This is a genomic window from Paraburkholderia panacisoli (assembly GCF_008369935.1).
Taxonomy (GTDB): Bacteria; Pseudomonadota; Gammaproteobacteria; order Burkholderiales; family Burkholderiaceae; genus Paraburkholderia; species Paraburkholderia panacisoli.
Map to the genome: position 1 here is coordinate 19,074 of NZ_VTUZ01000015.1, position 26,357 is coordinate 45,430.

26 protein-coding genes are annotated in these 26,357 nt (G+C 66.1%); 15 read left to right on the forward strand and 11 right to left on the reverse strand.

Features of this window, described 5'->3' with window-relative positions:
* Positions 1 to 241: 241 nt before the first annotated feature.
* From FVF58_RS22405 to FVF58_RS22445, 9 genes are all read left to right on the forward strand, one after another.
* Positions 242 to 640, forward strand: coding sequence for a 4a-hydroxytetrahydrobiopterin dehydratase (locus tag FVF58_RS22405; protein ID WP_149672035.1), 399 nt, complete (start codon positions 242 to 244; stop codon positions 638 to 640).
* Between the two features lie 299 nt (positions 641 to 939).
* Positions 940 to 1,965: a beta-ribofuranosylaminobenzene 5'-phosphate synthase family protein gene (locus FVF58_RS22410; RefSeq protein WP_149672036.1), complete on the forward strand. Its 1,026-nt coding sequence runs from the start codon at positions 940 to 942 to the stop codon at positions 1,963 to 1,965.
* A 129-nt stretch (positions 1,966 to 2,094) separates the two neighbouring features.
* Complete coding sequence (locus FVF58_RS22415; protein WP_149672037.1) at positions 2,095 to 3,021, forward strand: NAD(P)-dependent methylenetetrahydromethanopterin dehydrogenase; 927 nt, start codon at positions 2,095 to 2,097, stop codon at positions 3,019 to 3,021.
* A gap of 10 nt (positions 3,022 to 3,031) precedes the next feature.
* On the forward strand, positions 3,032 to 4,249 hold the full coding sequence (locus FVF58_RS22420) for an ATP-grasp domain-containing protein (protein ID WP_149672038.1): 1,218 nt from the start codon (positions 3,032 to 3,034) through the stop codon (positions 4,247 to 4,249).
* Positions 4,212 to 5,252 (forward strand): methenyltetrahydromethanopterin cyclohydrolase, encoded by a 1,041-nt coding sequence (gene mch / locus FVF58_RS22425; protein ID WP_425468959.1) that lies wholly within the window; start codon positions 4,212 to 4,214, stop codon positions 5,250 to 5,252. The genes FVF58_RS22420 and mch overlap by 38 nt, the downstream gene beginning before the upstream one ends.
* A complete protein-coding gene (locus FVF58_RS22430; RefSeq protein ID WP_149672040.1) occupies positions 5,249 to 6,277 on the forward strand; it encodes an ATP-grasp domain-containing protein in 1,029 nt (342 codons plus the stop codon). Before mch ends, FVF58_RS22430 begins: the two co-directional genes overlap by 4 nt.
* Positions 6,270 to 7,142 (forward strand): triphosphoribosyl-dephospho-CoA synthase, encoded by an 873-nt coding sequence (locus FVF58_RS22435; protein ID WP_149672041.1) that lies wholly within the window; start codon positions 6,270 to 6,272, stop codon positions 7,140 to 7,142. The genes FVF58_RS22430 and FVF58_RS22435 overlap by 8 nt, the downstream gene beginning before the upstream one ends.
* A gap of 153 nt (positions 7,143 to 7,295) precedes the next feature.
* Positions 7,296 to 7,805, forward strand: coding sequence for a formaldehyde-activating enzyme (gene fae / locus FVF58_RS22440; RefSeq protein WP_149672042.1), 510 nt, complete (start codon positions 7,296 to 7,298; stop codon positions 7,803 to 7,805).
* A 123-nt stretch (positions 7,806 to 7,928) separates the two neighbouring features.
* Complete coding sequence (locus FVF58_RS22445; protein WP_149672043.1) at positions 7,929 to 8,336, forward strand: hypothetical protein; 408 nt, start codon at positions 7,929 to 7,931, stop codon at positions 8,334 to 8,336.
* 83 nt (positions 8,337 to 8,419) lie between these two features.
* On the opposite strand, the gene FVF58_RS22450 is transcribed toward FVF58_RS22445, so the two are convergent.
* Complete coding sequence (locus tag FVF58_RS22450; protein ID WP_149672044.1) at positions 8,420 to 8,914, reverse strand: dihydroneopterin aldolase; 495 nt, start codon at positions 8,912 to 8,914, stop codon at positions 8,420 to 8,422.
* 353 nt (positions 8,915 to 9,267) lie between these two features.
* On the opposite strand from FVF58_RS22450, the gene FVF58_RS22455 reads away from it, so the two are divergent.
* The 3 genes from FVF58_RS22455 to FVF58_RS22465 are packed head-to-tail and all read left to right on the forward strand — an operon-like array spanning position 9,268 to position 13,267.
* Complete coding sequence (locus FVF58_RS22455; protein WP_149672045.1) at positions 9,268 to 11,313, forward strand: sigma-54-dependent Fis family transcriptional regulator; 2,046 nt, start codon at positions 9,268 to 9,270, stop codon at positions 11,311 to 11,313.
* Positions 11,310 to 11,906: a flavoprotein gene (locus FVF58_RS22460; protein WP_149672046.1), complete on the forward strand. Its 597-nt coding sequence runs from the start codon at positions 11,310 to 11,312 to the stop codon at positions 11,904 to 11,906. The genes FVF58_RS22455 and FVF58_RS22460 overlap by 4 nt, the downstream gene beginning before the upstream one ends.
* A complete protein-coding gene (locus FVF58_RS22465) occupies positions 11,885 to 13,267 on the forward strand; it encodes a DUF6513 domain-containing protein (RefSeq protein WP_149672047.1) in 1,383 nt (460 codons plus the stop codon). Before FVF58_RS22460 ends, FVF58_RS22465 begins: the two co-directional genes overlap by 22 nt.
* Positions 13,268 to 13,289: 22 nt before the next feature.
* Here FVF58_RS22465 and rpe read toward each other — a convergent pair whose 3' ends face one another.
* From rpe to FVF58_RS22505, 8 genes are all read right to left on the reverse strand, one after another.
* Entirely contained in the window at positions 13,290 to 14,000 is a 711-nt protein-coding gene (rpe, locus tag FVF58_RS22470; RefSeq protein WP_149672048.1) for a ribulose-phosphate 3-epimerase, read from the reverse strand.
* Positions 14,001 to 14,034: 34 nt separating this feature from the next.
* Positions 14,035 to 15,072, reverse strand: a complete 1,038-nt coding sequence (gene fba / locus FVF58_RS22475) for a class II fructose-bisphosphate aldolase (RefSeq protein ID WP_149672049.1) — start codon at positions 15,070 to 15,072, stop codon at positions 14,035 to 14,037.
* 42 nt (positions 15,073 to 15,114) lie between these two features.
* A complete protein-coding gene (gene tkt / locus FVF58_RS22480) occupies positions 15,115 to 17,166 on the reverse strand; it encodes a transketolase (RefSeq protein WP_149672050.1) in 2,052 nt (683 codons plus the stop codon).
* Positions 17,167 to 17,222: 56 nt separating this feature from the next.
* Positions 17,223 to 18,095, reverse strand: coding sequence for a phosphoribulokinase (locus FVF58_RS22485; RefSeq protein ID WP_149672051.1), 873 nt, complete (start codon positions 18,093 to 18,095; stop codon positions 17,223 to 17,225).
* Between the two features lie 72 nt (positions 18,096 to 18,167).
* Positions 18,168 to 19,271, reverse strand: coding sequence for a class 1 fructose-bisphosphatase (locus tag FVF58_RS22490; protein ID WP_149672052.1), 1,104 nt, complete (start codon positions 19,269 to 19,271; stop codon positions 18,168 to 18,170).
* A 27-nt stretch (positions 19,272 to 19,298) separates the two neighbouring features.
* Positions 19,299 to 20,324 carry a CbbX protein gene (cbbX, locus tag FVF58_RS22495; protein ID WP_149672053.1) on the reverse strand — a complete coding sequence of 342 codons (1,026 nt, stop codon included), beginning with the start codon at positions 20,322 to 20,324 and terminating at the stop codon, positions 19,299 to 19,301.
* An 81-nt stretch (positions 20,325 to 20,405) separates the two neighbouring features.
* Positions 20,406 to 20,834, reverse strand: a complete 429-nt coding sequence (locus tag FVF58_RS22500) for a ribulose bisphosphate carboxylase small subunit (RefSeq protein WP_149672054.1) — start codon at positions 20,832 to 20,834, stop codon at positions 20,406 to 20,408.
* Between the two features lie 145 nt (positions 20,835 to 20,979).
* On the reverse strand, positions 20,980 to 22,470 hold the full coding sequence (locus FVF58_RS22505; RefSeq protein ID WP_149672055.1) for a form I ribulose bisphosphate carboxylase large subunit: 1,491 nt from the start codon (positions 22,468 to 22,470) through the stop codon (positions 20,980 to 20,982).
* 371 nt (positions 22,471 to 22,841) lie between these two features.
* Between FVF58_RS22505 and pqqA the strand changes: the two genes are divergently transcribed.
* The 3 genes from pqqA (at position 22,842) to FVF58_RS22520 (ending at position 24,481) form a co-directional block, all read left to right on the forward strand.
* Positions 22,842 to 23,024 (forward strand): pyrroloquinoline quinone precursor peptide PqqA, encoded by a 183-nt coding sequence (gene pqqA, locus FVF58_RS52905; protein ID WP_246217152.1) that lies wholly within the window; start codon positions 22,842 to 22,844, stop codon positions 23,022 to 23,024.
* Between the two features lie 95 nt (positions 23,025 to 23,119).
* Entirely contained in the window at positions 23,120 to 23,719 is a 600-nt protein-coding gene (locus FVF58_RS22515) for a DUF447 domain-containing protein (protein ID WP_149672056.1), read from the forward strand.
* Between the two features lie 18 nt (positions 23,720 to 23,737).
* The gene (locus FVF58_RS22520) at positions 23,738 to 24,481 is read left to right on the forward strand and encodes a (5-formylfuran-3-yl)methyl phosphate synthase (RefSeq protein WP_149672057.1); all 744 of its coding nucleotides are present in this window, start codon (positions 23,738 to 23,740) and stop codon (positions 24,479 to 24,481) included.
* A 37-nt stretch (positions 24,482 to 24,518) separates the two neighbouring features.
* Here FVF58_RS22520 and FVF58_RS22525 read toward each other — a convergent pair whose 3' ends face one another.
* Positions 24,519 to 25,121: an amino acid kinase family protein gene (locus FVF58_RS22525; RefSeq protein WP_149672058.1), complete on the reverse strand. Its 603-nt coding sequence runs from the start codon at positions 25,119 to 25,121 to the stop codon at positions 24,519 to 24,521.
* A 120-nt stretch (positions 25,122 to 25,241) separates the two neighbouring features.
* Positions 25,242 to 26,354, reverse strand: coding sequence for a hydantoinase/oxoprolinase family protein (locus FVF58_RS22530; protein ID WP_149672172.1), 1,113 nt, complete (start codon positions 26,352 to 26,354; stop codon positions 25,242 to 25,244).
* Positions 26,355 to 26,357: the final 3 nt, after the last annotated feature.

Genomic DNA, 26,357 nt, shown 5'->3' on the forward strand with positions numbered 1-26,357 from the left:
CCGCCGTCCCGCACGCAAGCCCCTCTGCTCCACTCGCGCTTCGCACCGCGGCCATTCGCCTCCTTCCCGATCGGCGTCACGGTGTGACGACCTTGACCCGGTTGCGCCACGCGGCGCGACACATACTGTGTCACTTCCGTGATACGGAACGTGTCCTTTGCGAGTCCGTCCGCGCCACTCGCCGTGATTTGCAGCAATATGTAGTTCGGCGGGCGGTTCCCGCATCCGAGGAGCAGCGGTCATGGCAAACGCAGAGCAGGTCTATTCCGACGACGAAGTCCAGCAACGCCTCGTCGGTCCGCTCCAGCACTGGTATCTCGAAGACGGCTGGCTGCGGCGCAAGTACCGGACCGAAGGCTGGAAGGGAACGCTGATGGTGGTCAATACGGTGGGCCATCTCGCCGAAGCCGCCTGGCACCACCCGGATCTGACGGTTTCCTATGCATTCGTCACCGTGAAGCTCAAGACGCATAGCGCCAAGGGCATCACGGACAAGGACTTCGCGCTCGCCACGAAAATTGAATCCGTGGTTCAGTGGCAACCCGGCCTCGAAGACGGCCCGCTCGAAGGCACGCCGTCCGACGACCAGCGCTTCCGCTATATCAAGTACGACGCGCCGAAACCCGCGCAAGGCAGCTGACAACGCAGCCGAGGCGCCGCCACTGCCGCGCATTCGCGGCTAGCGGCGGCGTGCCGGTCGCTGCCCACAACAGCAGGTGACACAGTGCACCTTCGACGTCACACAGCGTCCATGCGCACGCGAGACACGGTGGCACCACGCGCGTCCTGCGGCAGCGCCTGACAGCGGCGGCAGCCATTGCCCGCGCCTGGTACGGCTTCTGCTTGAAGTCGCCCGGCGCACTGCCGTTATGGCCTGCGCCGGATTCATGGGCGCCCTTCGGCCAAACCCTGTTCAGCGCACCCACAAGGACACTTGCGATGCCGCTTCAGTTTCGCCGCCTCTCGCCTCACAAGGCCGTCACGATCGATGCGCCCGCGCGCCTGCATCTGGGCTTTCTCGACCCGAACGCGTCGCTCGGGCGCGCGTTCGGCAGCCTGGGACTGGTCATCGACGCGCAGGGCACCCGGCTCGAAGCACGCCTCGCGGAGCATGAACAGATCGACGGCGCGTTGACCGAAGCGGAACGCGAGCGCATCGCGCTTTGTCTGGCACGGCTGCAGGCAGCCTACGGACCGGCGACGCTCGCCATCCATGTCGCTCATGCGCCGCGCGCGCACACCGGCCTCGGCTCCGGCACGCAGCTGGCGCTGGCCGTGGGCACCGCGTTCGTGCGCCTCGTCGGCCACCCGGCGAGCAGCGCCGAACTGGCCAGCCTGCTCGGGCGCGGCGCCCGTTCCGGCATCGGTATTCTGGGTTTCGAATCTGGCGGCCTGCTGCTGGACGGCGGACCGACCGGCGATCTGCGCCAGAGTGCACCGCCGCTGCTCGCGCGCCAGCCGTTTCCGGACGACTGGCGGGTGCTGCTCGTGAGCGACCACAGCCGCGAGGGTTTGCACGGCGCCGAGGAGCGCCGCGCGCTCGCCTCACTTGCGCCGTTCCCGCAGCGGCTCGCCGCGCATTTGTGTCATCTGGTGCTGATGCGGATCCTGCCGGGCGCCGCGGAGCGCGACTTCGCGCCGTTCGCGGATGGCCTCACCGAAATGCAGCAGACCATCGGCGAATACTTCGCCAGCGCGCAAGGCGGCGTGTTCGCGAGTCCCAATGTCGAGCGCGTGTTGCGCGCGGTCGCAGCAGAGCGAGCGGCGGGCATCGGCCAGACTTCGTGGGGGCCGACGGGCTTTGCGATCGTCGCGAGTGCGCGCGCGGCCGCCAGCGCGCTCGCCACGGCGCGAGAAGCTGCCCGCGCCATGCCTCACATCGAATGCACGATCGTCGCGGGACGAAATAGCGGCGCGACCATCCGCAGCGCCGAGGCGCGGGCCCAGCGGATCGACGCCGCATGATGCCGCGCCGTTACCCCATCACTGACTGCGTCGCGCGCGGCACCCGCACGGAGATCGCCGGGCGCGGGCTCCCATGAGCCCATGCCTTGCGCCGTCCCCGAGATTGCAACTGAAAACGAGCCTGCTGCCATGTCCGAAACCATTGAAAGGCCCTATATCCTGCACATGTTCACGGCCACGCCGCAAATGAGTCCATTCGACGTCAACATGGCGGCCGACGCCGGCTACCAGGTCATCGTGCCGTATTGCGGCGTCGAAGCCGGCATGGTCGCGAACCTGACTCAGGACGCGATTTTTTCCCGCGGTCCCAAAGGCGTGTCGCGCACCGGCATCTTCATCGGCGGACGCGACGTGATGCAGGCCGCCGACATGCTCGACACCGCGCGCAAAGCGATGGTCCCGCCGTTCGAAGTCTCGGTGTTCGCCGATCCGAGCGGCTCGTACACGACAGCGGCCGCGCTCGTCGCGCTGGTCGAACGTCATCTGGGCAAACAGCACGGCATGGAACTGGGCGGCAAGCGCGTGCTGATTCTCGGCGGCACTGGCGCGGTCGGGCGCGTCGCGGCGGTGATGGCCGCCTCGCGCGGCGCCGATGTGACGATTGCGAGCCACCACAGCCCCGCTCGCGCACTTGGCGTCGCGGCCGAAATCAACCAGCGCTTCGGGATCGTGACCAACGGCATCGGCACGGCGACACCGGACGAATTGCGCAGCGCGTTGGCCGAAGCGGAGATCGTGCTCGCCACCGCGATCGCGGGCGTTCAGGTGATCGGCAGCGATGATCTGGCGCATGCCAAACGTCTATTGATCGCCGCGGACGTCAACGCGGTACCGCCGGAAGGCATCGCCGGCGTCAACGTGATGAACGACGGCAAACCCATCGACGGCGTGCCGAATGCGGGCGCGGTCGGCATCGGCGCACTGGCGATCGGCAACGTCAAGTATCAGGTCGAACACCGGCTGTTCATGCGGATGCGCACGGGCGGCACGCCGGTCTACCTGGGCTTTCCGCAAGCGTTTGACGAGGCCCGCGCGGTCGCCGCCGGGCTCGGTTGAGCTTGCCGTCATGAAGCCGCGCCAGCCGCTATCGCATGCGCCGTTCGTCGCGGTAGCCGGACTGTCCGCGCGTCTGCTCGCACAGTCTGCGGTGCGCGCGGGCCTGCGCGTCGCCGCGCTCGATGTCTTCGGCGACCGCGATACGCGCGAGGCCGCGGAGCTCTGGTTCGACATCGGCGACGGCGCGCTGGCGATCGATCGCGCACGGCTCGCCGACGTGCTCACGCGCGTCGCGCACCTGCCGCGTTTCCTGGGCTGGATCGGCGGCAGCGGGCTCGAGCCATTGATCGAGCAATTGTGCGGCGAGCCGGGTTTGCCCAGATTCATCGGCAACGATGCCGAGGCGAACGCTGCCGTACGCGAGCCACGGCGCTTTTTCACGCTGCTCGACGCGCTGCACATTGCGCATCCTGCCGTCTCGTTCGCGCGGCCCGCGACGACCGAGGGCTGGCTGTTCAAGGATGCGCATGGCTGCGGCGGCACGCACATCAAACCGGCTTCGGCGCTCGATGCGAACGCCTTGCCCGCACAAGGCTACTTTCAGCGAATGAGCAACGGCCGCCCGCTGTCGGCGCTATTCATCGGCGCGCGAGGCCGCGCGCATCTGATCGGTTTCGCCGAGCAACTGACCTGCACGGCGGGCGATCTGGCGTTCGTGCATGCCGGCTCGATCGGTCCAATCGATCTGCCGCCGCAGGTCGTGGCGCGCATGCTGGAAGCCCTCGACGCCCTCTGTGCGCGCACCGGTCTCGTCGGCATCAACAGTTGCGACTTCCTGCTCGACGGCGATGCGTTCGAAGTGCTCGAAATCAACGCGCGCCCTTCGTCCACGATGGCGCTTTACGAGGCCGCATCGCCCGATGCGTGGCCGCACGGACTGCTCGCCTGCCATCTCGACGCATGCCGTTGCGGCCGGCCACCGTCGCCCGAGAGCACAGCGCTCGCCCGTCAGCCGCGCTGGTGCGCGGGCCAGCTCGTGCTATTCGCGCCCAGGCCGTTCACCGTGTCAGCCGGCTTCTCCGATGCCTGCCTGCGCGATCCCAACTGCCACGACGTGCCGATGCCCGGCACGCGCATCGAGGCGGGCCAACCCGTCTGTACGCTGCTCATGCGCGCGGCGTCGGCGGACGCGGTGCGGCGCGCGCTCGCTGCGCAGCATGCGCGCGTCGTGCAACGAATCGAAACCTGCGATGAACCCGACCATGCCTGCATCCCCTACCACTTCTGAGGCTTCCCGGCAGTCCGCCGCGCCAGGCGTCAACGCGCTGAGCGAGCGGCTCGTCGCCCGGCTGGTCGACGAGGCGGCGCGCCTCGCCGTCGCGATTACCCGCACGGCCGACGGGACGGTCGTCGTAGATGCCGGCGTCGACGCTCGCGGCAGCATCGACGCCGGGGTGCTGATCGCGCGCATCTGCATGGGCGGACTCGGCCGCGTCGCGGTGCGCTCGAACTTCGACGCGGCGCCGCTCTGGCCCACGATGATCGACGTGCAGACGTCGTCACCGGTGCTCGCCTGTCTCGGCAGCCAGTACGCCGGGTGGAGCCTGTCGGCGACCAAAGAACAGACCGGCGGCAAGAAGTTCTTTTCGCTCGGCTCCGGTCCCGCGCGCGCGCTGGCCGTCAAGGAGCCGCTATTCGCCGAACTCGGCTATCGCGACCACCATGATCGCGCAGCGCTGGTGCTCGAAGTCGACCGCCTGCCGCCCCAGATCGTGATCGACAAGGTGTTGCACGATTGCGGCCTCGCGCCCGACCGGCTCACGCTGGTCGTCACGCCGACACAGTCTGTCGCGGGAACGGTACAGGTCGTGGCGCGCGTCGTCGAAGTTGCATTGCACAAAGTGCACGTGCTCGGCGTCCCGCTGGACGAAGTGGTGGAAGGCGCGGGCTCTGCGCCGCTGCCGCCGCCCGCGCCGGACGGGATTCAGGCGATGGGCCGCACCAACGACGCGATCCTCTATGGCGGCCGCGTGCATCTGACCGTGAAGCACGACGAAGTCGCGCGAAGCCTCGCCGACACCTTGCCCGCCGCGAATTCGCGCGATTACGGGCGGCCGTTTGCGGACATCTTCACGTCGTTCAACTTCGACTTCTACCAGATCGACCCTGCGCTGTTCGCGCCCGCCGAGGTCTGGGTGAGCAGCCTCGAAAGCGGCGCGACCTATCATGGCGGGCGCATCGAGAGCGCGTTGCTTCAGGATCAGTGGGGCGGCAAGACCGTCGCGCCATGACGATCACGCAGACTGGCGCAGATCCGGACGCGAACCCCACCGTCGCCCACGCGGGCGTGCGCATCGCGATCATGACCGATGAAACCGGCTGGCACACCGGACGCCTGAAGAAAGCGTTCCGCGCGCGCGGCGCAGAAGCCCGCTGCGTCGACCTCGCGGATTGCCGGATCGACACCACGTGGCGACCTCACGGACTAGTGGTGCCGGGCTTCGGTCACGCGCTGCCCGACGCGGTCTTCGTGCGCGGCATCGCGGGCGGCACGTTCGAGCAGGTGACGTTGCGGCTCGGCATTCTGCATGCGCTGCGCGAATCGGGCGTGCCGGTGTACAACGACGCGCGCGCGATCGAGCGCAGCGTCGACAAATCGATGACCAGCTTCCTGCTGCACCGCGCCGGCGTGCCGACACCGCCGACGTGGGCCGGCGAATCCGCGGCGTTCGCACAGCGCGTACTGATGCGCGAAGCGGCCGCGGGCCGTCAGGTCGTGCTCAAGCCGCTATTCGGCTCGCAGGGCCACGGACTCAAACGGCTCGGCGCGCGGCGCGGGTTGCTCGCGCCATTGCCGTCGCTGGCGCGTTACCAGCAGGTCGCCTACCTGCAGCGCTTCGTCCCCGGGGCGCGGCCCGGCTTCGACTGGCGCGTGCTGGTGATCGGCGGGCAGGCCGTGGCGGCGATGCGGCGCATCGGCGGCAAGGGTTGGATTCACAACTTCGCACAAGGCGCGCTCTGCGAGCCGGCCGAACTCGATGCGCCGCTCGCGCAAACCGCTGTGCGTGCCGCCGCCGCGCTCGGACTCGACTATGCCGGCGTCGACCTGATCCCGAATCCCGACGATACCGCGCGCCCACTCGTGCTCGAAGTCAACGGCGTGGCGGCATGGCGCGGCTTGCAGTCGGTCACGCCGGTCGACCTCGCGGCGGCGCTCGCCGGCGACCTGCTCGATCGCAAGCTGGCGGCGCGGCGGCGCCAGATCGAGCAGGCCGGGGAGCCGGCCTTCGCCGTGTTGCCCGGACGTCATGCCTGAGGCAGGCGCGATCCCGCCCGAACACGTTCGCGCGGCGTTCCTCACAGCCTGCGCGCTCGACGTCGCCACGCCCAAGCCCGGCAACGTTAGCGTGCAAAGTCCCGGGCACGGGATGAACGCGGCGCAGTTCCTCGCCAGCGCGGACGCCACGGCCGACGCGCTTCTGGCACGCGGCGCACCGGTCGGCCAGCGCATTCTCGATGCGGTCACGCGCACGCGTGAGACGGTCGGCTGCAACACGAACCTCGGCATCGTGCTGCTCGTCGCGCCGCTCGCCGCGGCCCTCGAACACACCGGACGAACCCTGTCGGCGCAAAGCTGGCGGGAAGCCGCCTCACGCGTGCTGGCGAGTCTCGATGTCGCCGACGCGCGCCTCGCCTACCGCGCCATCGCCCTCGCCAATCCGGGCGGCCTCGGCGACGCGCCCGAGCAATCGGTCCACGCTGCGCCGACGGTCGGCTTGCGCGACGCGATGCAACTCGCCAGCGAACGCGACAGCATCGCCCGTCAATACGCAAACGGGTTTCATGACATTTTCGAAACCGGGCTCGCGGCATTTAGCGAAGCGCGGCCCGATGCGCCCGAGGTGGCGATGCTCAACGTGTTCCTCGCCTTCCTCGGCGGCTGGCCCGACTCTCACATTGTGCGCAAGCACGGCATGGTGCTGGCGCAGAGTGTCACGCTTGCGGCACGCGAACAGCGCGCGCAGTGGCGGAAAACGCCGCTTCCATCGCAACGCGTGCCGGCGTCCGCGCGACTCGACGCGTGGGACGCCGAACTGAAGGCTCGCGCAATCAACCCCGGCACCAGCGCGGATCTGGCGGTGGCCACACTGTTCGTCGCCGGCTGCCTGAAAGCCCGCTGAGCGGCGCGCGCCACACCTTGCGCGCCGAGTGTTGGCACGAAAAATGTTAGTTAGTACCACCGTGCATCAACACGCTGCCCTGCGATGCAGTTTCGGAATGACAGCAGGCGGCGGCCAGTCAGCAGGTCCGTACTCACCTATCGGAGGAACAGAATGGCCAAGATCAACCGCGTCATGATCGGAGAGTCGCTCATCGGCGACGGCAACGAGGTCGCGCATATCGACTTGCTGATCGGACCGCGAGGTTCGGCTGCGGAAACCGCATTCTGCAATGCACTCACCAACAATAAGGATGGCTTCACATCTTTGCTCGCCGTCGTCGCACCGAATCTGCTCACCAAGCCGAACACGATCCTGTTCAACAAGGTGACGATCAAGGGCGCGAAGCAGGCCGTCCAGATGTTCGGCCCTGCGCAGCACGCGGTAGCCCTTGCGGTCGCCGACAGTGTCGAAGACGGCACCATCCCCAAGGAAGAAGCCGACGACCTGTTCCTGTGCGTCGGCGTCTTCATCCACTGGCAGGCGGAGGACGACAAGAAGATCCAGCAGTTCAACTACCAGGCCACGCGCGAGGCGATCAAGCGCGCGGTCAACGGCGAACCGAGCGCAGCGGAAGTGGTGGCGAAAAAAGGCACCGTCGCGCATCCGTTCGCGCCGAACTGACGACGCACGATAGGTGAGGAGACGCGGCGCCGTCGCAACGGCCCGCCTCCTCGCGCATCCCGTCACGTTGCTGACAGCACACCAGTTCGTGAAGCAGGCTCAATGCTCTGACAGAGGCACACTATGACCATCAGATGCCGCGCGCTGCTCGCCTTCAGCCTGGCGCTAGCAGGACCGCTCGCCTGGGCGGCCGGCCACGCGCCCACGCCGACCGCTGCGACGGGAGGCTACAGCTATCCGACCGAAGGCCGTGTGGAATACGTGCTGACTTGCATGGACGACAACGGTCATGATTTCGCGAACGTCTATAAATGCTCGTGCGTGATCGACAAGATGGCGGCGGCGCTGCCGTACGACGAGTTCGTCGAACAATCGACCTTCTCGAAGTACGCGACGCTCGGCGGCGAAGGCGGCAACGAGTTCCGCGTCGATCGTGCGAAGGCGCAAACAAAGAAATTCCGCGCGCTGCAGACCACTGCGTACCAGACGTGTGGACTAGGTCCACAGAAAACACCGACGGTCGCGAAATGATGCAGTGCACACGGATCGACGTGCGGATTCCGTGAATACGGCAGCGGCGCCGCTCACGATGCGACGCCACATAGGCTTGTCGCTCATTTCGGCACCAGCCCTTTTCCGAGGGACGCGTAACTGACAAGGCCAGCACCTTCTGCCGGCAGTTCGCTGCGGCGTCGTTCGATCTGCACGCCGACGGCCGCCACGTCGTCGAATTTCGCCGGCTTCGCAAGGGACACGCGCACCCAGTGAGCGCCGAAATCGGCGATCAGCAATTGCGCGATGCGCTCCGCAAGCGCCTCGAGCAGGCGCACGCGATGCGACGCGAACAGCGCAAGCAGCGCGCCGCGTACCGCCGCATAGTTGACCGTATCTTCGATCCGGTCCGTGGTGCATGCGCGGATCGCGGGTACGCCGATTGCGAGGTTGACACGTATGGGTTGCGGGACGTGCTGTTCGCTGCTGTCGATGCCGATCACCGTCTGGCCGACGAAGTTTTCGATGAACACGATATCCATGCGCTCGGGCAACGCGCTGGCATCGGAGCCGATGCCGGGGAAAGCGGCAAGGCGAACGGTATCGAGACGATCCATGGTGTACTCCGCCGCGACGCGGCCTGGTTAAAGCAACAGATCAGGAACGGCTGGAACGGCGGGCGGCACACTGTGTGCCGATGCTGCAACATGCCCGCGGCGTCGCGTCCGTCAACGAGGCAACGAATCGGTAAAAGCAAGTATCGGGCGCGGTGCGTTGAGATAATGCGACTAGTTGTTGAACCAAAGCGACATCGGGCGTAGAGTTTTAAGGAACCGCCAGATAGCACGGCCGGTCGCGTGGGCGCATGCGAACGCAAGAATCGAGGCGCCAGGGGAATTCAGGATGGATAAAGCGGCATACGAGGCGTGCGTAATAGCATGTTCGAAATGACGCATCGGAGACAAACCCCATGTCGTTGCTTGCTGACAGCAATACGCACGTCCGAGAGGTATTGAACGTCGTCAATCATCAATTGACGACGCGCCCGACGAGCGAATCCGTCGCCCAATCGTGGGCGCGCTGCATCAACGAATACCAGCTTGACCCCTCCCGTTTCGTCACCCCGCCAGTCCTCACGCAGTACGAACTAAGCGCACGCCGCGAAGCGCTCGGCGATCTGATCGCCTGTTCGAAGCTGGAGATGACGACGCTCTATCAGCAGCTGGCCGACCCCGAACTGGCGGTCGTGCTGGTCGACTCAGGCGGCGTGATCGTTCATCAGGTGTCGTCCGTGCCGTTTGCCGAGGCGGTCGCCGACGACGGCTTTCGGGTCGGCGCGCTGTGGAGCGAGCGCGAGGCCGGCACCAACGGCATGGGCACCTGTCTTGCCGAGCGCGACTGCATCGCGGTCTGCCAGCATGAGCATTTTTATCCGCGCTACACGTCGCTCACCTGCTCCGCCGCGCCGATCTTCGACGACAGCGGCGAGATTGCCGGCGTGCTCGACGTCACGAGCCGCTCGAAGCTGCTACAACAGCACTCGCTGGTACTCGTCGGCATGTCCAGGCAGATGATCGAAAACCGTTTGCTGGATGCGCGTTACCGCCACGCGAACATGATTCATTTCCACAGCCGCCCGGAATTCGTCGGCACCCTCCACGGCGGCAAGCTCGCGGTCGCGGACGACAGCACGGTGCTCGCCGCGAATCGCAGCGCGCTGTTCCAGCTCGGCTTCCGCTCGCTCAGCGAACTGCGGGGCCGGCGCATCGAGGAGGCCTTCAATGCTTCGCTCGAAGACATGATCGCGCGCAGCATCCGCGGCTCGTTCCATCCGGTCACTGTCTATAGCGCGAACGCGACGAACCGCTTCTTCCTCGTCGCACAGACCCCGCAGAACAGCGCCGGGCGCGTCACGCGGGTGCTCGTGAGCGATTCCGCCGCGCGCGGCAGTGCGCCCGACAAACGCGCACCGTCGCCCAAGCTCGACGAGATCGCGCACCTGGAGTTCGGCGACCCGCGCATGGCTTCGCAAATCCAGTTGGCCGCGCGCGTGATCCAACGCAAGATTCCGATCGTGCTGCGAGGGCAAACCGGCAGCGGCAAGGAAGTCTTTGCGCAGGCGCTGCATAGCATCAGCCCGCACGCCGATGGTCCCTTTGTCCCGGTCAACTGCGCGTCGCTGCCCGAGAACCTGATCGAAAGTGAACTGTTCGGTTATCGCGCCGGCGCGTTCACCGGCGCACAGCGCGAGGGACGGCGCGGCAAGATCGTGCAGGCCAACGGCGGCACCCTGTTTCTCGATGAAATCGGCGACATGCCGCTCGTCTTACAGGCGCGTTTGCTGCGAGTCATCGAGGAACACGAGGTCACGCCGCTCGGCGCCGAAACCACCGTCAAGGTCAATTTCCAGCTGATCAGCGCGAGCCACCGCAACCTGCTCGAACTCGTGCGTAGCGGGCTATTCCGCGAGGATCTGTATTACCGGCTCAAGGGTGTCGAGTTGAATCTGCCGGCGCTTCGCGACCGGCTCGACAAGCTGCCGCTGATCCACCACTTGCTCGCGAACGAGACCGACGATCCGCCCGAACTGAGCCCGGAAGCCGAACACGCATTGTTGACTTACGACTGGCCCGGCAACATCCGTCAACTGCGCCACGTGTTGCAAATGGCGATCGCACTTTCCGACGGCCAGCCGATCTGCTGTGAGCACTTGCCGCCCGAGGTCACGCAACGCACCCCGGCGATGGATATGCCGACCGCCCTGCACCTCGCCACTGCGGACATGGACGCGCATCTTGCCGACGACGCGGACATCTCCGCACTCAACGCGATCCAGTTGAACGAGCGCGAAACCGTGCTGTCGCTGCTCGACGAGCACCGCTGGAACGTCAGCAACGTCGCGAAGGCGCTCGGCATCAGCCGCAACACGCTGTACCGCAAGATGCGCCGGCTGCACATCCGACTGTCGCATGAAGGCTCGGCGTCCGACGGAATGCCGCTCGATCTCGACGCATGACCCACACGCCCGCACGCGATCTCGCCGACTTCAAGCCGGACGCGCGCTTCGCGTGGTGCGTGACCGGTTCGGGCCATCTACTCGAAGAATCCATCGCGCTCGCGCTGCAATTGCCGCGCGTGGATCTCTTCCTGTCCGCGGCCGCCGAGGAAGTGCTGCCGCTTTATGGCTGGTCGCTCGACAAGTTGCGCGAAAACTTTCGCGTGCTGCGCGACAACAGCGCGAGCGGCGTGCCGGTCGGAATGCTCTATCACGGCATCTATCATACGGTGGTGATCGCGCCCGCCACCAGCAACACGGTGGCCAAATGCGCGTACGGCATCTCGGATACGCTGCCGACCAATATGTACGCGCAGGCCGGCAAGCAATGCATCCCGGGCATTGTCTTTGCATGCGACACCGAACCGACCGTAGTCACGCACAGCCCGGATGAATGGGTCGAACTGCGTCCACGGACGATCGAACTCGACAATGTTGAGCGCCTGTCGCGCTTCGAATACACGACGCTCGTCCGCTCGCTCGACGAACTCAAAGCGGCGCTCGATGAACGCCTGTCGACCCTCGATCTCGCATGGACCACATCCTCTTCCTGACTGGCCGGCTGGCGGAACCGAGCCTGCTGCGCGTGCTCGACAGCATGGCGCCGACGCCGTTCAGTTGGGAGGTCCGCGAAATCGGTCTGCAAGTCGCCGCGTTGATGACGGCCGACCTGATCGTGCGCCGCGTGCCCGCACCGCTGAACGCGCAGCGGGTGATCGTGCCGGGGCGCTGCCGCGGCGATCTCGACATGCTGGCCGGTCACTACGGCGTGCCGTTCGAACGCGGTCCCGAAGAGGTCAAGGATCTCCCGCAGTTTTTCGGCCGCAAGGCGAAGCCGTTCGACCTGAGCCGTTACGAGACGGAAATTTTCGCTGAGATCGTCGACGCACCGCGCCTCGACCTGGACGGCATCGCCGCACGGGCGCGCGAGTATGCCGCCCAGGGCGCCGACGTCATCGACATAGGCTGCCTGCCTGAAACGCCGTTTCCCCATCTCGACGACGCGGTCCGGCGGCTCAAGGCCGACGGCTATCGCGTGAGCGTCGATTCGATGCGCACCGACGAACTGTTGCGCGGCGGCCGCGCGGGCGCCGACTACCTGATGAGCCTGAACGTCGATACGCTGTGGATCGCCGACGAGGTGCCGTCGACACCGATCCTCGTCGCACGCGAACCAGGCGACCCGGCCTCGCTCGACGCGGCGATCGATCAGCTAAGCGCAAGCGGCCGCGCGTTCCTTGCCGATCCGATTCTCGACCCGATTCCGTTCGGGCTCGCCGCGTCGATTGCGCGCTACGTCCGCTTGCGCGAGCGTTATCCGGACATCGCGATCATGATGGGCATCGGCAACGTGACGGAGTTGACCGAAGCCGATACGAGCGGAATCAACGCGGTGCTGCTCGGCATGGCCGCCGAACTGCGGATCGGCGCGGTGCTCACCACGTCGGTGAGCCTGCATGCGCGGCGCGCGCTGCGCGAAGCCGACGTCGCGCGCCGCGTGATGCATGCCGCGCGCGACGCGCAGGTGCTGCCGAAAGGGATCAGCAGCGATCTCGCGACCGTGCACGCGAAACGTCCGTTTCCGTACAGTGCCGACGAGATCGATGAGCTTGCCCGTGGCGTGCGCGATCCGAATTTCCGCGTGCAGGTCAGCGCGGAAGGCATGCATGTCTACAACCGTGACGGACACCGGCGCGGCGACGATCCGTTCGCACTCTATCCGCATCTGAATCTCGACAGCGATGGCGGCCACGCGTTCTATATGGGCGTGCAACTCGCACGCGCTGAGATCGCCTGGCGGCTCGGCAAGCGTTTCGATCAGGACCAGCCGCTCGACTGGGGCTGCGCGCTCGACCGGCCCGAAGAAGACCTTCTCGTCTGGCGCGCGCCCGGCGAGACGATGAAGAAAGGCTGACGGGCGCTCGGGAGCCGCCCCGTCACCCTTCGATTGCCGCCACGCCGGTGCCTTCTTTCACGGTACCCAGTTCGTCGCGCAGCCGCCCGATCGCCTGAGCGCGATCGGCGGCACCGAAAACGGCCGAACCGGCCACCAGCACATCGGCACCCGCCTCCGCGATCCGCGCGATGTTCGACGCCTTTACGCCGCCATCGACTTCGATCAGCAACGGCCGCCCGGTACGCTGCATCGTCGTGTCGACCCGCTCGCGCAGAAGATGCAGCTTGTCGAGCGTTTCCGGAATGAATGCCTGGCCGCCGAACCCCGGATCGACCGACATCACGAGCACGACATCGAGCATTTCCATCACGTGATCGAGCACCGCGAGCGACGTACCCGGATTGAGCGCAAGCCCCGCGCGCGCACCGTGAGAACGGATCAGTTCGATGGTCCGATGCACATGCAGCGACGCCTCGGGATGAAAGCTGATCAGATTCGCACCCGCCTCGGCAAACGCGCCGACGAGCGGATCGACCGGCATGGTCATCAGATGCACGTCGAACGGCACCGTTGTATACGGCCGGATCGCGGAACATACCAGCGGCCCGACGGTGAGGTTCGGCACGTAGTGGTGGTCCATCACATCGAGATGAATCCAGTCCGCGCCGGCCGCCGTGACGTCGCGAATCTCGTCGGCAAGACGGGCGAAATCCGCCGACAGCAGCGACGGAGCAATCAGGAATTCGCGCATCATCTTCTCCTTGCAAGTGCCAGGTGCTCGGTGCTCAGTGATAGCGGCGCGCCATCGTGTCGAGCGGGAGCGGTTTGATACGTGCCGCCTGGCCCGCGCAGCCAAACGCCTCGAAGCGCTCGACGCAGATCGCGCTCGCCGCCGCCGTCGCGGCCTTCAGGGCCGCGCGCGGATCGAACTCGGAACGCGCGTTCGCCAGCGATCTGCGCATCGCACCGCTCATCGCGAGGCGGATGTCGGTGTCGATATTGACCTTGCGCACGCCATGCGCGATGCCGCGCCGGATCTCTTCGACCGGCACGCCGTACGTCGTCGGGATCTCGCCGCCATATTCGCGGATCACCGCGAGCCATTCCTGCGGCACCGACGACGAACCATGCATGACGAGATGCGCGTTCGGAATCCGTTCGTGAATGTCGGCGATCCGGTCGATTGCAAGAATGTCGCCGCTCGGCTGGCGGCTGAACTTGTACGCGCCATGTGAGGTGCCGATCGCAATCGCGAGCGCGTCGACGCCGGTCGCTTCGACGAAACGCCGCGCTTCGTCAGGATCGGTGAGCAGGTCTTTGCGCGAGAGCTGGCCTTGCGCGCCGACGCCGTCCTCCTCGCCCGCCGTGCCGGTTTCGAGCGAACCGAGGCAGCCCAGTTCGCCTTCGACCGACACGCCGACCGCATGCGCGGCGTCCACGACGCGGCGGCTCACGTCGACGTTGTAGTCGTAGGCCGCGGGCGTCTTCTGATCCGGCAGCAGCGAGCCGTCCATCATCACCGACGTGAAGCCCGAGCGGATCGCCTGCTGACACACCGCGGGGCTCGCGCCGTGATCCTGATGCAGCACCAGCGGAATATCCGGGTGCGCCTCCAGTGCGGCGAGCACCAGATGACGCAGATACGGCTCGCCCGCATATTTGCGCGCACCCGCCGACGCCTGCAGGATCACCGGGCTGTCGGTGGCCTCGGCGGCCTGCATGATCGCGTGGATCTGCTCCATGTTGTTGACGTTGAACGCGGGCACGCCGTAGTCGTGTTCGGCCGCGTGATCCAGCAGTTGCCGCAGGGTTATGAAGGCCATTGCACACTCCAGGAGATGAAATCGGATCAGGATCGAAGCGGATCAATGCGTGGCGTGCGCGACGCGGCGTGCTTCGTCCAGCAACGCCTGCACGGTCAGGTGGAAGTGCGCGAACAACGCTGCGGCAGGGGCCGATTCACCGAACGAATCAATCCCCACGACGCCACCGTCGAGCCCCACGTATTGCCGCCAGTACGCCGTGACGCCCGCCTCGATCGCGACGCGCGGGACGCCCGGCGGCAGCACCGCCTCGCGCCACGCGGGAGATTGACGATCGAACGCCGTGGTGGACGGCATCGAAACGACACGCGCGGCGATCCCGGCGGCTACGAGCGGCGCGACGGCTTCGAGCGCGAGTGCGACTTCCGAGCCGGTTGCGATGAGCACGACGCGTGAAGCTTGCGCGTGCGCCGAATCGGCCGGCCAGTCGCGCAGCACATAAGCGCCCCGCGCGATCGCGGCGATCTGCTCAGGCGAGCGCGTGACGAACGGCAGGTTCTGCCGGCTCAGCAGCAGACAGGATGGCCCTTGCCGTTCGACCGCGCAGACCCACGCCTGGGCGGTCTCGACCGTATCGCACGGACGCCACACGTCCAGTCGCGGAATCAGCCTGAGGCTCGCCGCATGTTCCACCGCCTGGTGGGTCGGCCCGTCTTCGCCGAGCCCGATCGAATCGTGCGTGAAGACGAAGATCGAGCGCGTCCTCATCAGCGCGGCCATGCGCAGCGCGTTGCGCGAATAGTCGGAGAACGTCAGGAACGTGCCGCCGAACGGCAGGTAGCCGCGATGCAGCGCGATGCCGTTCATCACCGCGCTCATGCCGAATTCGCGCACGCCGTAGTGCAGATAGTTGCCGCCCTGCAAGCCGCCGTCGTCGCTGTGGACATCGACCGCGCCCTGCCAGTCCGTTAGGTTCGAGCCGGTCAGATCGGCTGAGCCGCCGAGCAGTTCCGGCAAGCTGCACGCGAGCGCGGTGATCGCCTGCTGCGAGGCTTTGCGTGTTGCAATCGATTCGGCCGCGCAATCGGCGTCGCGCAGCAGCGTGCGGACCGCGTCGCGCCAATGCGCGGGCAGCGTGCCCTGCACGCGCCGTTCGAACTCGGCGGCCTCAGTCGGATAGTGCTTGCGGTACGCTTCGAAACGCCCAGCCCAGTCAGCTTCGGCGGCAAGGCCACGCGCGCTCGCATCCCAAAGCATGCGGATTTCGTCCGGAATCTCGAACGGCGGATGCGGCCAGCCGAGCGCGCGACGGGTCCGTGCGACCTCGTCAGCGCCGAGCGGTGCGCCGTGCACGTCGTGGGTCCCGGCCTTCGACGGCGAACCCTGGCCGATCACCGTTCGGCAGCAGATCAGCGTCGGCCGGCCCGCGGCGCGCGCGCCCTGCAACGCGTGATCGACCGCGTCGACGTTGTGTCCATCCACCTCGCGCACCACGTGCCAGCCATACGCCGCGAAGCGTGCCGGGCTGTCATCGGCGAACCATTGCTGGACATGACCGTCGATCGAAATGCCGTTGTCGTCGTAGAGCACCGTCAGCTTGTCGAGCTTCAGCGTGCCCGCGAGCGAAGCCGCCTCGTGCGAGATGCCTTCCATCAGACAGCCGTCGCCGACGAACACGTACGTGCGATGATCGACGATCCGATGGCCGGGCCGGTTGAATTCACGCGCGAGCAGCGCCTCGGCGAGCGCCATGCCCACGCCGTTCGCGAGCCCTTGTCCAAGCGGCCCGGTGGTCGTTTCGACGCCCGGCGTGACGCCCACTTCGGGATGCCCCGGCGTTTTGCCATGCAACTGGCGAAAGCGCTTCAGCTCGTCGATGGGCAGGTCGTAGCCGCTCAGATGCAGCAGTCCGTAGAGCAGCATCGAGCCGTGTCCGTTGGACAGGATGAAACGGTCGCGGTCGGGCCAAGCCGGATTGTGCGGGTTGTGTTTCAGATGCCGGTCCCACAACGCGACGGCAATCTCGGCCATGCCGAGCGGCATGCCGGGATGCCCGGACTTCGCTGCTTCCACGGCATCGATCGCGAGCATGCGCAGCGCGTCGGCCATCAGCCGGGTGGCGGGTACGGCAACCGATTCTGCGACAGCACTCATCGAATCTCTCCTTGCGATATGAACACGCGCTTCGTCCTGTGCGTGCGCGGCGCGCATCAGGCGCGCGAGCGCCGGTCGATCAGTTGAAGAATCATCGGCGTGAAGATCAGCTGCATCGCGAGTCCCATCTTGCCGCCCGGCACGACGATCACGTTCGGGCGCGACATGAACGAGTCGTGCAGCATCGTCAACAGATACTGGAAGTCGATCCCCTTGGGCCGCGCGAAGCGGATCACCACGAAGCTCTCGTCCGGCTGCGGAATCTCGCGGGCGGTGAACGGATTCGAGGTGTCCACGGTCGGCACGCGCTGAAAGTTCACATGCGTGCGCGAGAACTGTGGGCAGATGTAGTTCACGTAGTCGGGCATGCGCCGCAAGATCGTGTCGACCACCGCTTCATGCGAGTAGCCGCGCATCGTCTGGTCCCGGTGCAGCTTCTGAATCCACTCCAGGTTGATGATCGGCACCACGCCGATCAGCAGGTCTGCGTGCCGCGCGATGTCGACCTTGTCGGTCACGGCCGCGCCATGCAGGCCCTCGTAGAACATCAGATCGGTGCCGGGCGCGACGTCCTCCCACGGCGTGAAGGTGCCGCCATCCTGTTTGTAGAGCTGCGCTTCGGCTGCGTCGTGCACGTAGTGACGCAACTGGCCGGTGCCGCTTTCGCCGTAGCGCGTGAAGAGCGCCTCGAGCTCTTCGAGCAGGTTCGCCTGCGGACCGAAGTGACTGAAATTGGGCGCGCCGTCGCGTTCATGCTCCTTCATGGCCGCGCGCATGCCGTTGCGGTCGTATCGATGAAACGCATCGCCTTCGACAATCTGTGCGTTGATGCGCTCGCGTCGGAAGATATGGGTGAAGCTCTTCATGACGGTGGTGGTGCCGGCGCCGCTCGAACCGGTCACCGCGATGATCGGGTGTTTGACTGACATGCGTTTGTCTCCGGATGGCAATGTTCTGGCCGCGTTCCCGACGGGCGGTGTGGCGGGTCTGTCAGCCGCGCGTCAAGCCGTGAAGTCCGGCAGGAATAGCGAGCGTGGGCTGAACAGCGGCGACGTAAAAGGCTTGTCCTCGCCGCGATCGTATTCGCCGTGATAGCGCGCGATGCGTTCGACTTCGTTCTTCGAGCCGAGAATCACCGGCACGCGTCCATGCAGCGCGCGCGGACGCACGTCGAGAATTCGCTCGCGCCCGGTGATCGACAGACCGCCCGCCTGTTCGACCAGAAAGCTCATCGGGTTCGCTTCGTACAGCAGGCGCAGGCGCCCTTCCATCGCCGGCGTTTTCGAGTCGCGCGGATACATGAAGACGCCGCCGCGCATCAGGATGCGATGCACCTCCGCGACCATCGATGCGATCCAGCGCATATTGAAGTCGCGCGCGCGGCAGCCGCTGCGCCCGTCCTTGCACTCCTGAACGTAGCGGCGCACGGGCGGCTCCCAGAAGCGCTCGTTGGACGCATTGATCGCGAATTCGACCGTGTCTTCGGGAATCCGGATATTCGAATGCGTGAGCACGAAATTGCCGATGTCGCGTTCGAGCGTGAAGCCATGCGTGCCGTTGCCGATCGACAGCACGAGCATCGTCGACGGTCCATAGACCGCGTAGCCCGCCGCGACCTGCTCGCAGCCCGGCCGCAGGAACGCGGCCTCACCCACTGCGCCCTGCTGGTCGCCGCTCGTGCGCAGCACCGAGAAAATCGAGCCCACCACGCCGTTGATATCGATATTCGACGAGCCGTCGAGCGGGTCGAACGCCAGCAGATAGTCGCCACGCGGATAGGCCGCCGGAATCGCGTACACGTCCTCCATTTCCTCGGACACCATCGCCGCCAGCAGGCCGTCCCACTCGCATTGCTGCACGAAGATCTCGTTGGTTGCGACGTCGAGCTTCTTCTGTTCCTCGCCGTGCGTGTTGACGGTCTGCGCCGACCCGTAGTGGCCGCCGAGCGAGCCTTTCGTGAGCATCGCCGAGATCGATTTGATCGCGGCCGCCACATCGATCAGCAGCGCCGGGAGTCCCGCCGTCTCCACCGTGCTCATGGAAGACGGCTGGCGGTCGAGGGTGTCGATCAGGAACTTCGAAAGTGTCGTACGTCCGTCTTGCATGGCGTTCTCCCTGGAGGATGTCGTGACTCAGCCTGGCGGCGCCGTGAGCGCGCGCGATGTCGGGGTGGGCAGCGGCTCGTCGAACACGCGGCTCGCGCGGACGTCGGCGGCCTCGATCAGCGTGAGCGCGGCGGCGTCGATTGGCGCGCCGCCTTGTAGCGCGCTCGCGAACAGCCGGTTGGCCTGGCGCAGCCGCGCGCGGTCGAGCGCATTGCGCACCGAGCGGGCATTGGCGAAATTCGGCTGACGGATGCGCCGCGCCAGATAGTCGGCGAACGCGTGCCGCGAGGCGGCGTCGAAGCGGTAATGCATCGTCCCGAGCATCCGCTCGGCGATGTCGAGCAGTTCCGTTTCGGCGTAGTCGGGAAACGTGATGTGATGCGCGATGCGCGAACGGAAACCCGGATTGCTCTCGAAGAAGACTTCCATCCGCGACGCGTAGCCGGCCAGAATCACCACCAGATCGCCGCGCTGATTCTCCATGGTCTGCAGCAGGATCTCGATCGCCTCCTGTCCATAATCGCGCTCGTTTTCCGGGCGATACAGGTAGTACGCTTCGTCGATGAACAGCACGCCACCCATCGCGCGCTTGAGCACATCGCGCGTTTTCGGCGCGGTATGGCCGATGTATTGCCCGACCAGATCGTCGCGTGTCACCGAGACCAGATGATTGCGGCGAATGTAGCCGAGCCGGTGCAGCACCTCGGCCATGCGCAGCGCGACGGTCGTCTTGCCGGTGCCGGGGTTGCCGGAGAAGCACATGTGCAGGGTCGGCGCACCGCCCGCGAGACCGAGCGAATCGCGCGCGCGCTCGACCAGCAGATGAGCGGCCACTTCGCGGATGCGGGTCTTCACCGGCGCGAGCCCGACCAGATCGCGATCGAGTTCGCCGAGCACGTCGCCGATGCCGGAGTCGCGATACAACGCCGCGAGATCGACTTGCGGCGGCTCGTGTTGCGAATCGTGTAGTGGCGCGTGTCGCGGATTGCGCGCGTCGTCGGTTCGCGCCACGGACGACAGGATCGTATCCGCTATGGCAGCGTCATCTCTCATTGCTCCTCCTTGCGGCAATTCGTCGGGCGAGGCGTCGGTCGATTCGTCGTGACTCGCGGCACGTTGCGTCGTTCGCGGCCGTCAGCGTGCCGGGACGTAGCGCTCGCCCGACGGCCGGTCGCCCGCATAGCCCGCCATGCTGTAGCGCTGCACCCGCCCTTGCGCATCCTGACGCGACAGACGGAAGCCCGGTTCCTCGTCCGGACGGTTGACGATGAACGACAGCCGCATGGTCTCGAAGCTGCGCACCGAATCGAACGCGTTGACCTTGATGTAGTGCTGCGGCCGCGCCGCGCGGCACGCGTTCACCTCCTGCAACACGCCGGCCGCGTCGTGCAGGTCGAACATCGGCAAGCCCCACATTTCCCAATAGGTGTTGCGCGGATGCGGGTCATCGGTGAATTCGACCGAACATGCCCAGCCCTGGCGCAGCGCGTAGTCGATCTGCAAGCTGATTTCCTCGTCGCTCAGCTCAGGCAGGAAGGAGAACGTTCCCTGTGTAATGCGCATGACGAACCTCGTTGATTGATGTCTCGTTCAGAACGGCGTCAGCTGTCCCCCTCGCGCGGTGCAATGGCACCGTCGTCGGGATTGGGTTGCTGATCGACTAAATCGGCAAGCGGCGATGACACGCTGCTTGCGCCGCTTACGCCCTCTATGCCGCGGTCGGCGTGGCCGCGAAATCGGGCGTATCGGTCGACGCGTAGTTGAAGGTCACGTCGCGCCACGTGTCGAGCGCCTGCTTGAGCGGCGTGCACCAGCGAGCGGCGGCTTCGAGAATGTCCGGACCCTCGTTGAGAATGTCGCGGCCCTCGTTGCGCGCCTTCACCATCGCTTCGAGCGCCACGCGGTTCGCCACCGCGCCGGCCTGAATGCCGGCCGGATGCCCGATCGTGCCGCCGCCGAACTGCAGAATCGCGTCGTCGCCGAACAGGTCGAGCAGTTGATGCATCTGCCCCGCATGAATCCCGCCCGACGCTACCGGCATCACCTTGCGCAAGCCGGCCCACGGCTGATCGAAGAAGAGGCCGCGCGACAGATCGAACGCGTTGTGGGCGTCGCGGCAGACGTTGTAGTAGCCCTGCACCGACAGCGGATCGCCTTCGAGTTTGCCGACTGCCGTGCCCGCATGCGCATGATCGACGCCCGCCATGCGCAGCCACTTCGCGATTACGCGAAACGAGATGCCGTGGTTGCGCTGGCGCGTGTAAGTGCTGTGTCCGGCACGATGCAGATGCAGGATCATGTCGTTCTTGCGGGCCCAATGCGACATCGACTGAATCGCGGTCCAGCCGATCACGAGGTCGATCATCACGATGCACGAGCCGAGTTCCCTGGCGAATTCGGCGCGCTCGTACATGTGCTCCATGGTGCCGGCCGTCACGTTCAGATAGTGCCCCTTGACCTCGCCGGTTTCCGCTTGCGCGCGGTTCACCGCATCCATCGAAAACAGAAAACGGTCGCGCCAATGCATGAACGCCTGCGAGTTGATGTTCTCGTCGTCCTTCAGGAAATCCAGTCCGCCGCGCAGGCCTTCGTACACCACCCGCCCATAGTTCTTGCCCGACAAGCCCAGCTTCGGCTTGACCGTTGCGCCGAGCAGCGGCCGTCCATACTTGTCGAGCCGCTCGCGCTCGACGACGATCCCGGTGGGCGGCCCCTGGAAAGTCTTCAGATAGGCGACCGGTATGCGCATGTCTTCGAGACGCAACGCCTTGAGCGGCTTGAAGCCGAACACGTTGCCGATGATCGATGCGGTCAGGTTCGCCACCGAGCCTTCTTCGAACAGATCGAGTTCATACGCGATGTACGCGAAGAACTGCGGCTCGTCGGCGCGCGAAGCCGGCACCGGCTGCACGCGATAGGCTTTGGCGCGATACATGTCGCAGGCGGTCAGCCGGTCGGTCCACACAACCGTCCAGGTCGCCGTCGACGATTCGCCGGCCACGGCCGCCGCCGCTTCCTCCGGCTCGACGCCGGGTTGCGGCGTGATGCGAAACAGCGCGATGACGTCGGTTTCTTTCGGCTCGTAATCCGGTTGCCAGTAACCCATCTCGCGGTATTTCATCACGCCCGCTGCGTACCGCTCGCGCGGATTGCGCGGATTGCGTTCCGGTTCGATCACCGGTTGGCTGAAATCGTTCATGACGTGTCCTTGAATGTGGCCAGCGCGCTGCCGGAAGAACGAAGCGCTTGAGTTGCACTGTAGGTACGGACGCAGCCAAGGGGAATTCACGATTTTATTTGGCAGACTTAACCGATCCGTTATCGAACCCATATCGCGGTGTCGTTTTTCAGGATCGGTGCGAAGAATCGGTGCAGAATGTGTCGTGACGAAACAGAGGATGGCGTGACAGCGCACTGCCAATCCATGCGAGTGCGATGGAACACTTTGCTTCGTTTTCGCCACACCGCGGAGACCCTGAATGCAGGCTGTACGGCTGCGCTGTGTGACTGTCATGCCGCCGTAATTCGGCAGGCGCTGTATAGCCGGTCGGACGCGCGCCGGCGCATCACTTGGGCATCACGCATGGGCATAAAGCTTGCGTGATGCCGGATGCCCATGAAGTCCGGCATGACGCCGGGCCGACGGCAACGCTGGATCAACCCATGGAGGAAGCACGTATGCAGTGGACCACTCCGAGCTACACCGATGTGCGTCTCGGTTTTGAAATCGTGATGTATGTCGCTACGCGTTAAGCCCGCAATAGGGCCGCACGCCGCGGCCCCTTTGCGAACCATGTTTGGCATCAGCTAACGGCCTTTCGGCGCTGTCAGGACACGCGTTCTCATCCATGATCCACGAAACGATCGTCACCACGGCAGCGTGCGATGGCCGCCCTCACGTCGCCCCGATGGGCGCGCGGTACGAGGGTGACCGTGTCATCCTCTCCCCGTTTCGTCCGTCCACGACGCTCGACAATATCGTTGCGTCGCGTGCGGCAGTTCTGAACTTCACCACCGACGTGCGCATCTTCGCGGGCTGTGTCACGCACTGCGCAACCGATTGGCCGACCGTTGCCGCAAGCCGCGTCGCCAGCGTGCGTCTCGCCGAATCGCTGGCGCACACCGAACTCGAACTCGACGAATTGCGTGACGATGCGCAGCGTCCCGTGCTGGTGATGAAATGCGTGCACCGCGAAAACCACGCACCATTCGCGGGCTTCAACCGCGCGCAGGCGGCTGTGGTCGAAGGCGCGATTCTCGTGAGCCGGCTCTTCATGCTGCCGGCCGACAAGGTCGATCGCGAGATGGCTTACCTGCAGATCGCAATCGACAAGACAGCCGGCGACAACGAGCGCACGGCATGGGCTTGGCTCCTCGACGCCGTCGCGCGGCATCGCGCGAGCCCCGAATCATCCGGTAGTCGGACCGCCGCTGCCGCACACCCGTAGTCTTCCCGGAGAACACCGATGACCGCATTGCTCGCGAGCGTCCGCTCGAATGACGAAGCATTCGACGCCGCTCGCGCCGGCGCCGAACTGATCGACCTGAAGGAGCCGAACGCCGGTGCGCTCGGCGGCCTGTCGATCGGCGAGATTACGAACATCGCGCGCCAGTTGCGCGCGCGCTACCCGGTCAAGCCGATCAGTGCGACGATCGGCGACGTGCCGGCCGACGCGTTCGACGAGATCGCCGCGCGTGTCATCGAGGTCAGCGACGCGGGCATCGACTACGTGAAGGTGGGCGTGGCGCGCGGACCGTCAGCGCGGCGCTGTCTCGAACAACTGGCTGATCTGCCGGCGACGGTGGTGCCCGTGCTCCTATGCGATAGCGGCATGGACGACGAACTGGTCACCCACACCGCCGCGCTCGGATTTGCCGGCGTGATGTTCGATACCGCCGGCAAGGACGGCAGCACGCTGTTCGATCATGTGGATGTCGGTACGCTCGCCCGCTGGCTGCGGCTGACGCGCGAGCGTGGCGCGATGGGCGGCATCGCCGGCGCGCTCGGCTGGGCGCAACTGGAACAGATCCGCGCGCTCGCACCCGATGTCGCGGGCTTTCGCACCGCATTGTGCGCCGACGGACGCCGTTCGAGGCTCGATCCGCAACGCGTCGCGCAGTGGGCCAGCGCGTTGCACCGGCCGGCTGGCGACGTGGGCGCGAACAGTGCCGCGTCGGCGCCAGGCGCCGCGAACGCGGCGCGCCTGTAGCGCGGCGGGACGCAAGCGGCGCGTCCCCCTTCTCCGTTCACGACGCGAATCGGGTGACCGGGATGTTGAGCAACCGGTCGCGCATCAACGCAACGTTGTTCTTGTCGAACAGTTCGACCACGTAGTTCGCGTCATGCACGTATTCGACGAAACGGCGGTCCACCACACCCGCTGCGGCCAGCGTATCGAGCTGGTCGTCGGCGGCGATCGGACAGGATTTCACCACGACGAGCCGCTCCGCGTTGAGCATCGTCGACAGCCAGGCCGCCAGGCTGTCCGAGGTCGTGTCCCAGTTGCTCATCGCATCGGGCGTATCGCGCATCAGCGCAGTCGGCACCCACACAGCGACATGACCGTCGCGCAACGTGCGGCGAATCTTGGCCTCGCTCGACGCGAGCACGAGTTCGGGCAACACCCCTTGCATCAGAAGCGCGTATTGCGTCATCGCGAGCAGACACATGTTGTGCGCGGCGAGATCGTCGAAACTCCATTCGCTCTGGTATTGCCGCACCTTGTCTGCGAAATCGCCGCCACCGGGCACGATGACGACGCGTCCGCCGCCCACTTCGCATAGCTCGGTGAGCCAGTGGCGCAGCGTCGGGTCGTGACTCAGACTGCCTCCGATCTTGACCACCCACATGACTGTTGTCCTCGCTTCCAGTTGAGTGCCCGTCCGGGTTCCGTCATGTTTCAAATCAGATTCATCGCAGCACTGTCCGGCTGGCACGCCGCTTCATCGGACGGCGGCGCCGTTTTCACATCACGCCGCGCGCGACGCCTCACGATTCACGCCTTGTTCGCGGGCATGGTGATCGCCAACCGCGAGCAACGCGACCGCCACACTCGGCGCGCAAGTCGCCGCCCACGCGGCGCAACTGCCCGGCACGCCCGCCAGCGCGCCGAAGTCGATATAGCCACGCGCTTCTTCACGCGCCAATGCGGCGGCAAGGAACCGGCCGCACCCGGCACCGAGCAGCGGCGCGGCGGCCAGCTCCGGATGCGCCGCGACCACCCGCGCCAGATTCACACCGATCTCGCGCAACTGGAGCGCTCGCCAGCGTTGCGCAAAGCCGCGCCATTCGAGCAGACCCGCTTCGTGCGCGTCGCGCCCGATCATGCGCGCGAGCCGCGCACGGCTCGCCGCTTCGGTCTTCGGCCCCTGGTCGGCGCTCGGATGCACGTCGTGCAGCGGGTCCAGTTCGCCGGTCAGCCGGTAGACGTCGGCGGTGGTCGCAAACCATTCGTTCATCACGTTGACCGTGACGCCGGCGAATTCGATACGGTGCGCGACCCCGCACAACGGCGTGCGCACGGCACCCTGATACACGAGCTCGCCGGTGGCGAGCCGGCCGGCATCCCTCGCGGCGCGCGCGACCACGCGGCCGCCGACGATCGGAATGATGTCGGTGGTCGTGCTGCCGATATCGATGAGCACGGCGTCCGCCACGCGGCTGGACACCCACCGCGCGGTGGCGAGCCAGTTCGCCGACGCGACGTGGCGCCAGCCGGCCGCGCAGGCGTCGGCGGCGAGCCAGCCGGCGTCGCCCGCGTAAAAGCGCAGCCGCGCGCCGAGCCGCTGCGCGAGTGTGGCGACGATCACCCGTACGCCTTCGGCGCGGTCCCCGAACAGATCGACCATCTCGCCGGTCATTGTCACCGCGTGCCGCGCGCCGGCCGTGCGTGCCTGCGGCCAGCGCTCGAAAACAAGGCCGATGGTGCGCTCCAGATGATCGAGTCCCTGCCACAGCGGACAGGGCCATTGCGCCACATCGAGCACGGCTGCGCTGCCATCGGCCATCGACACCTTCACGTGCGCGCCGCCGACGTCCCAGCCGAACACCACCGCGTCCGCTGCCGTATCTTCCGTATGCATCGC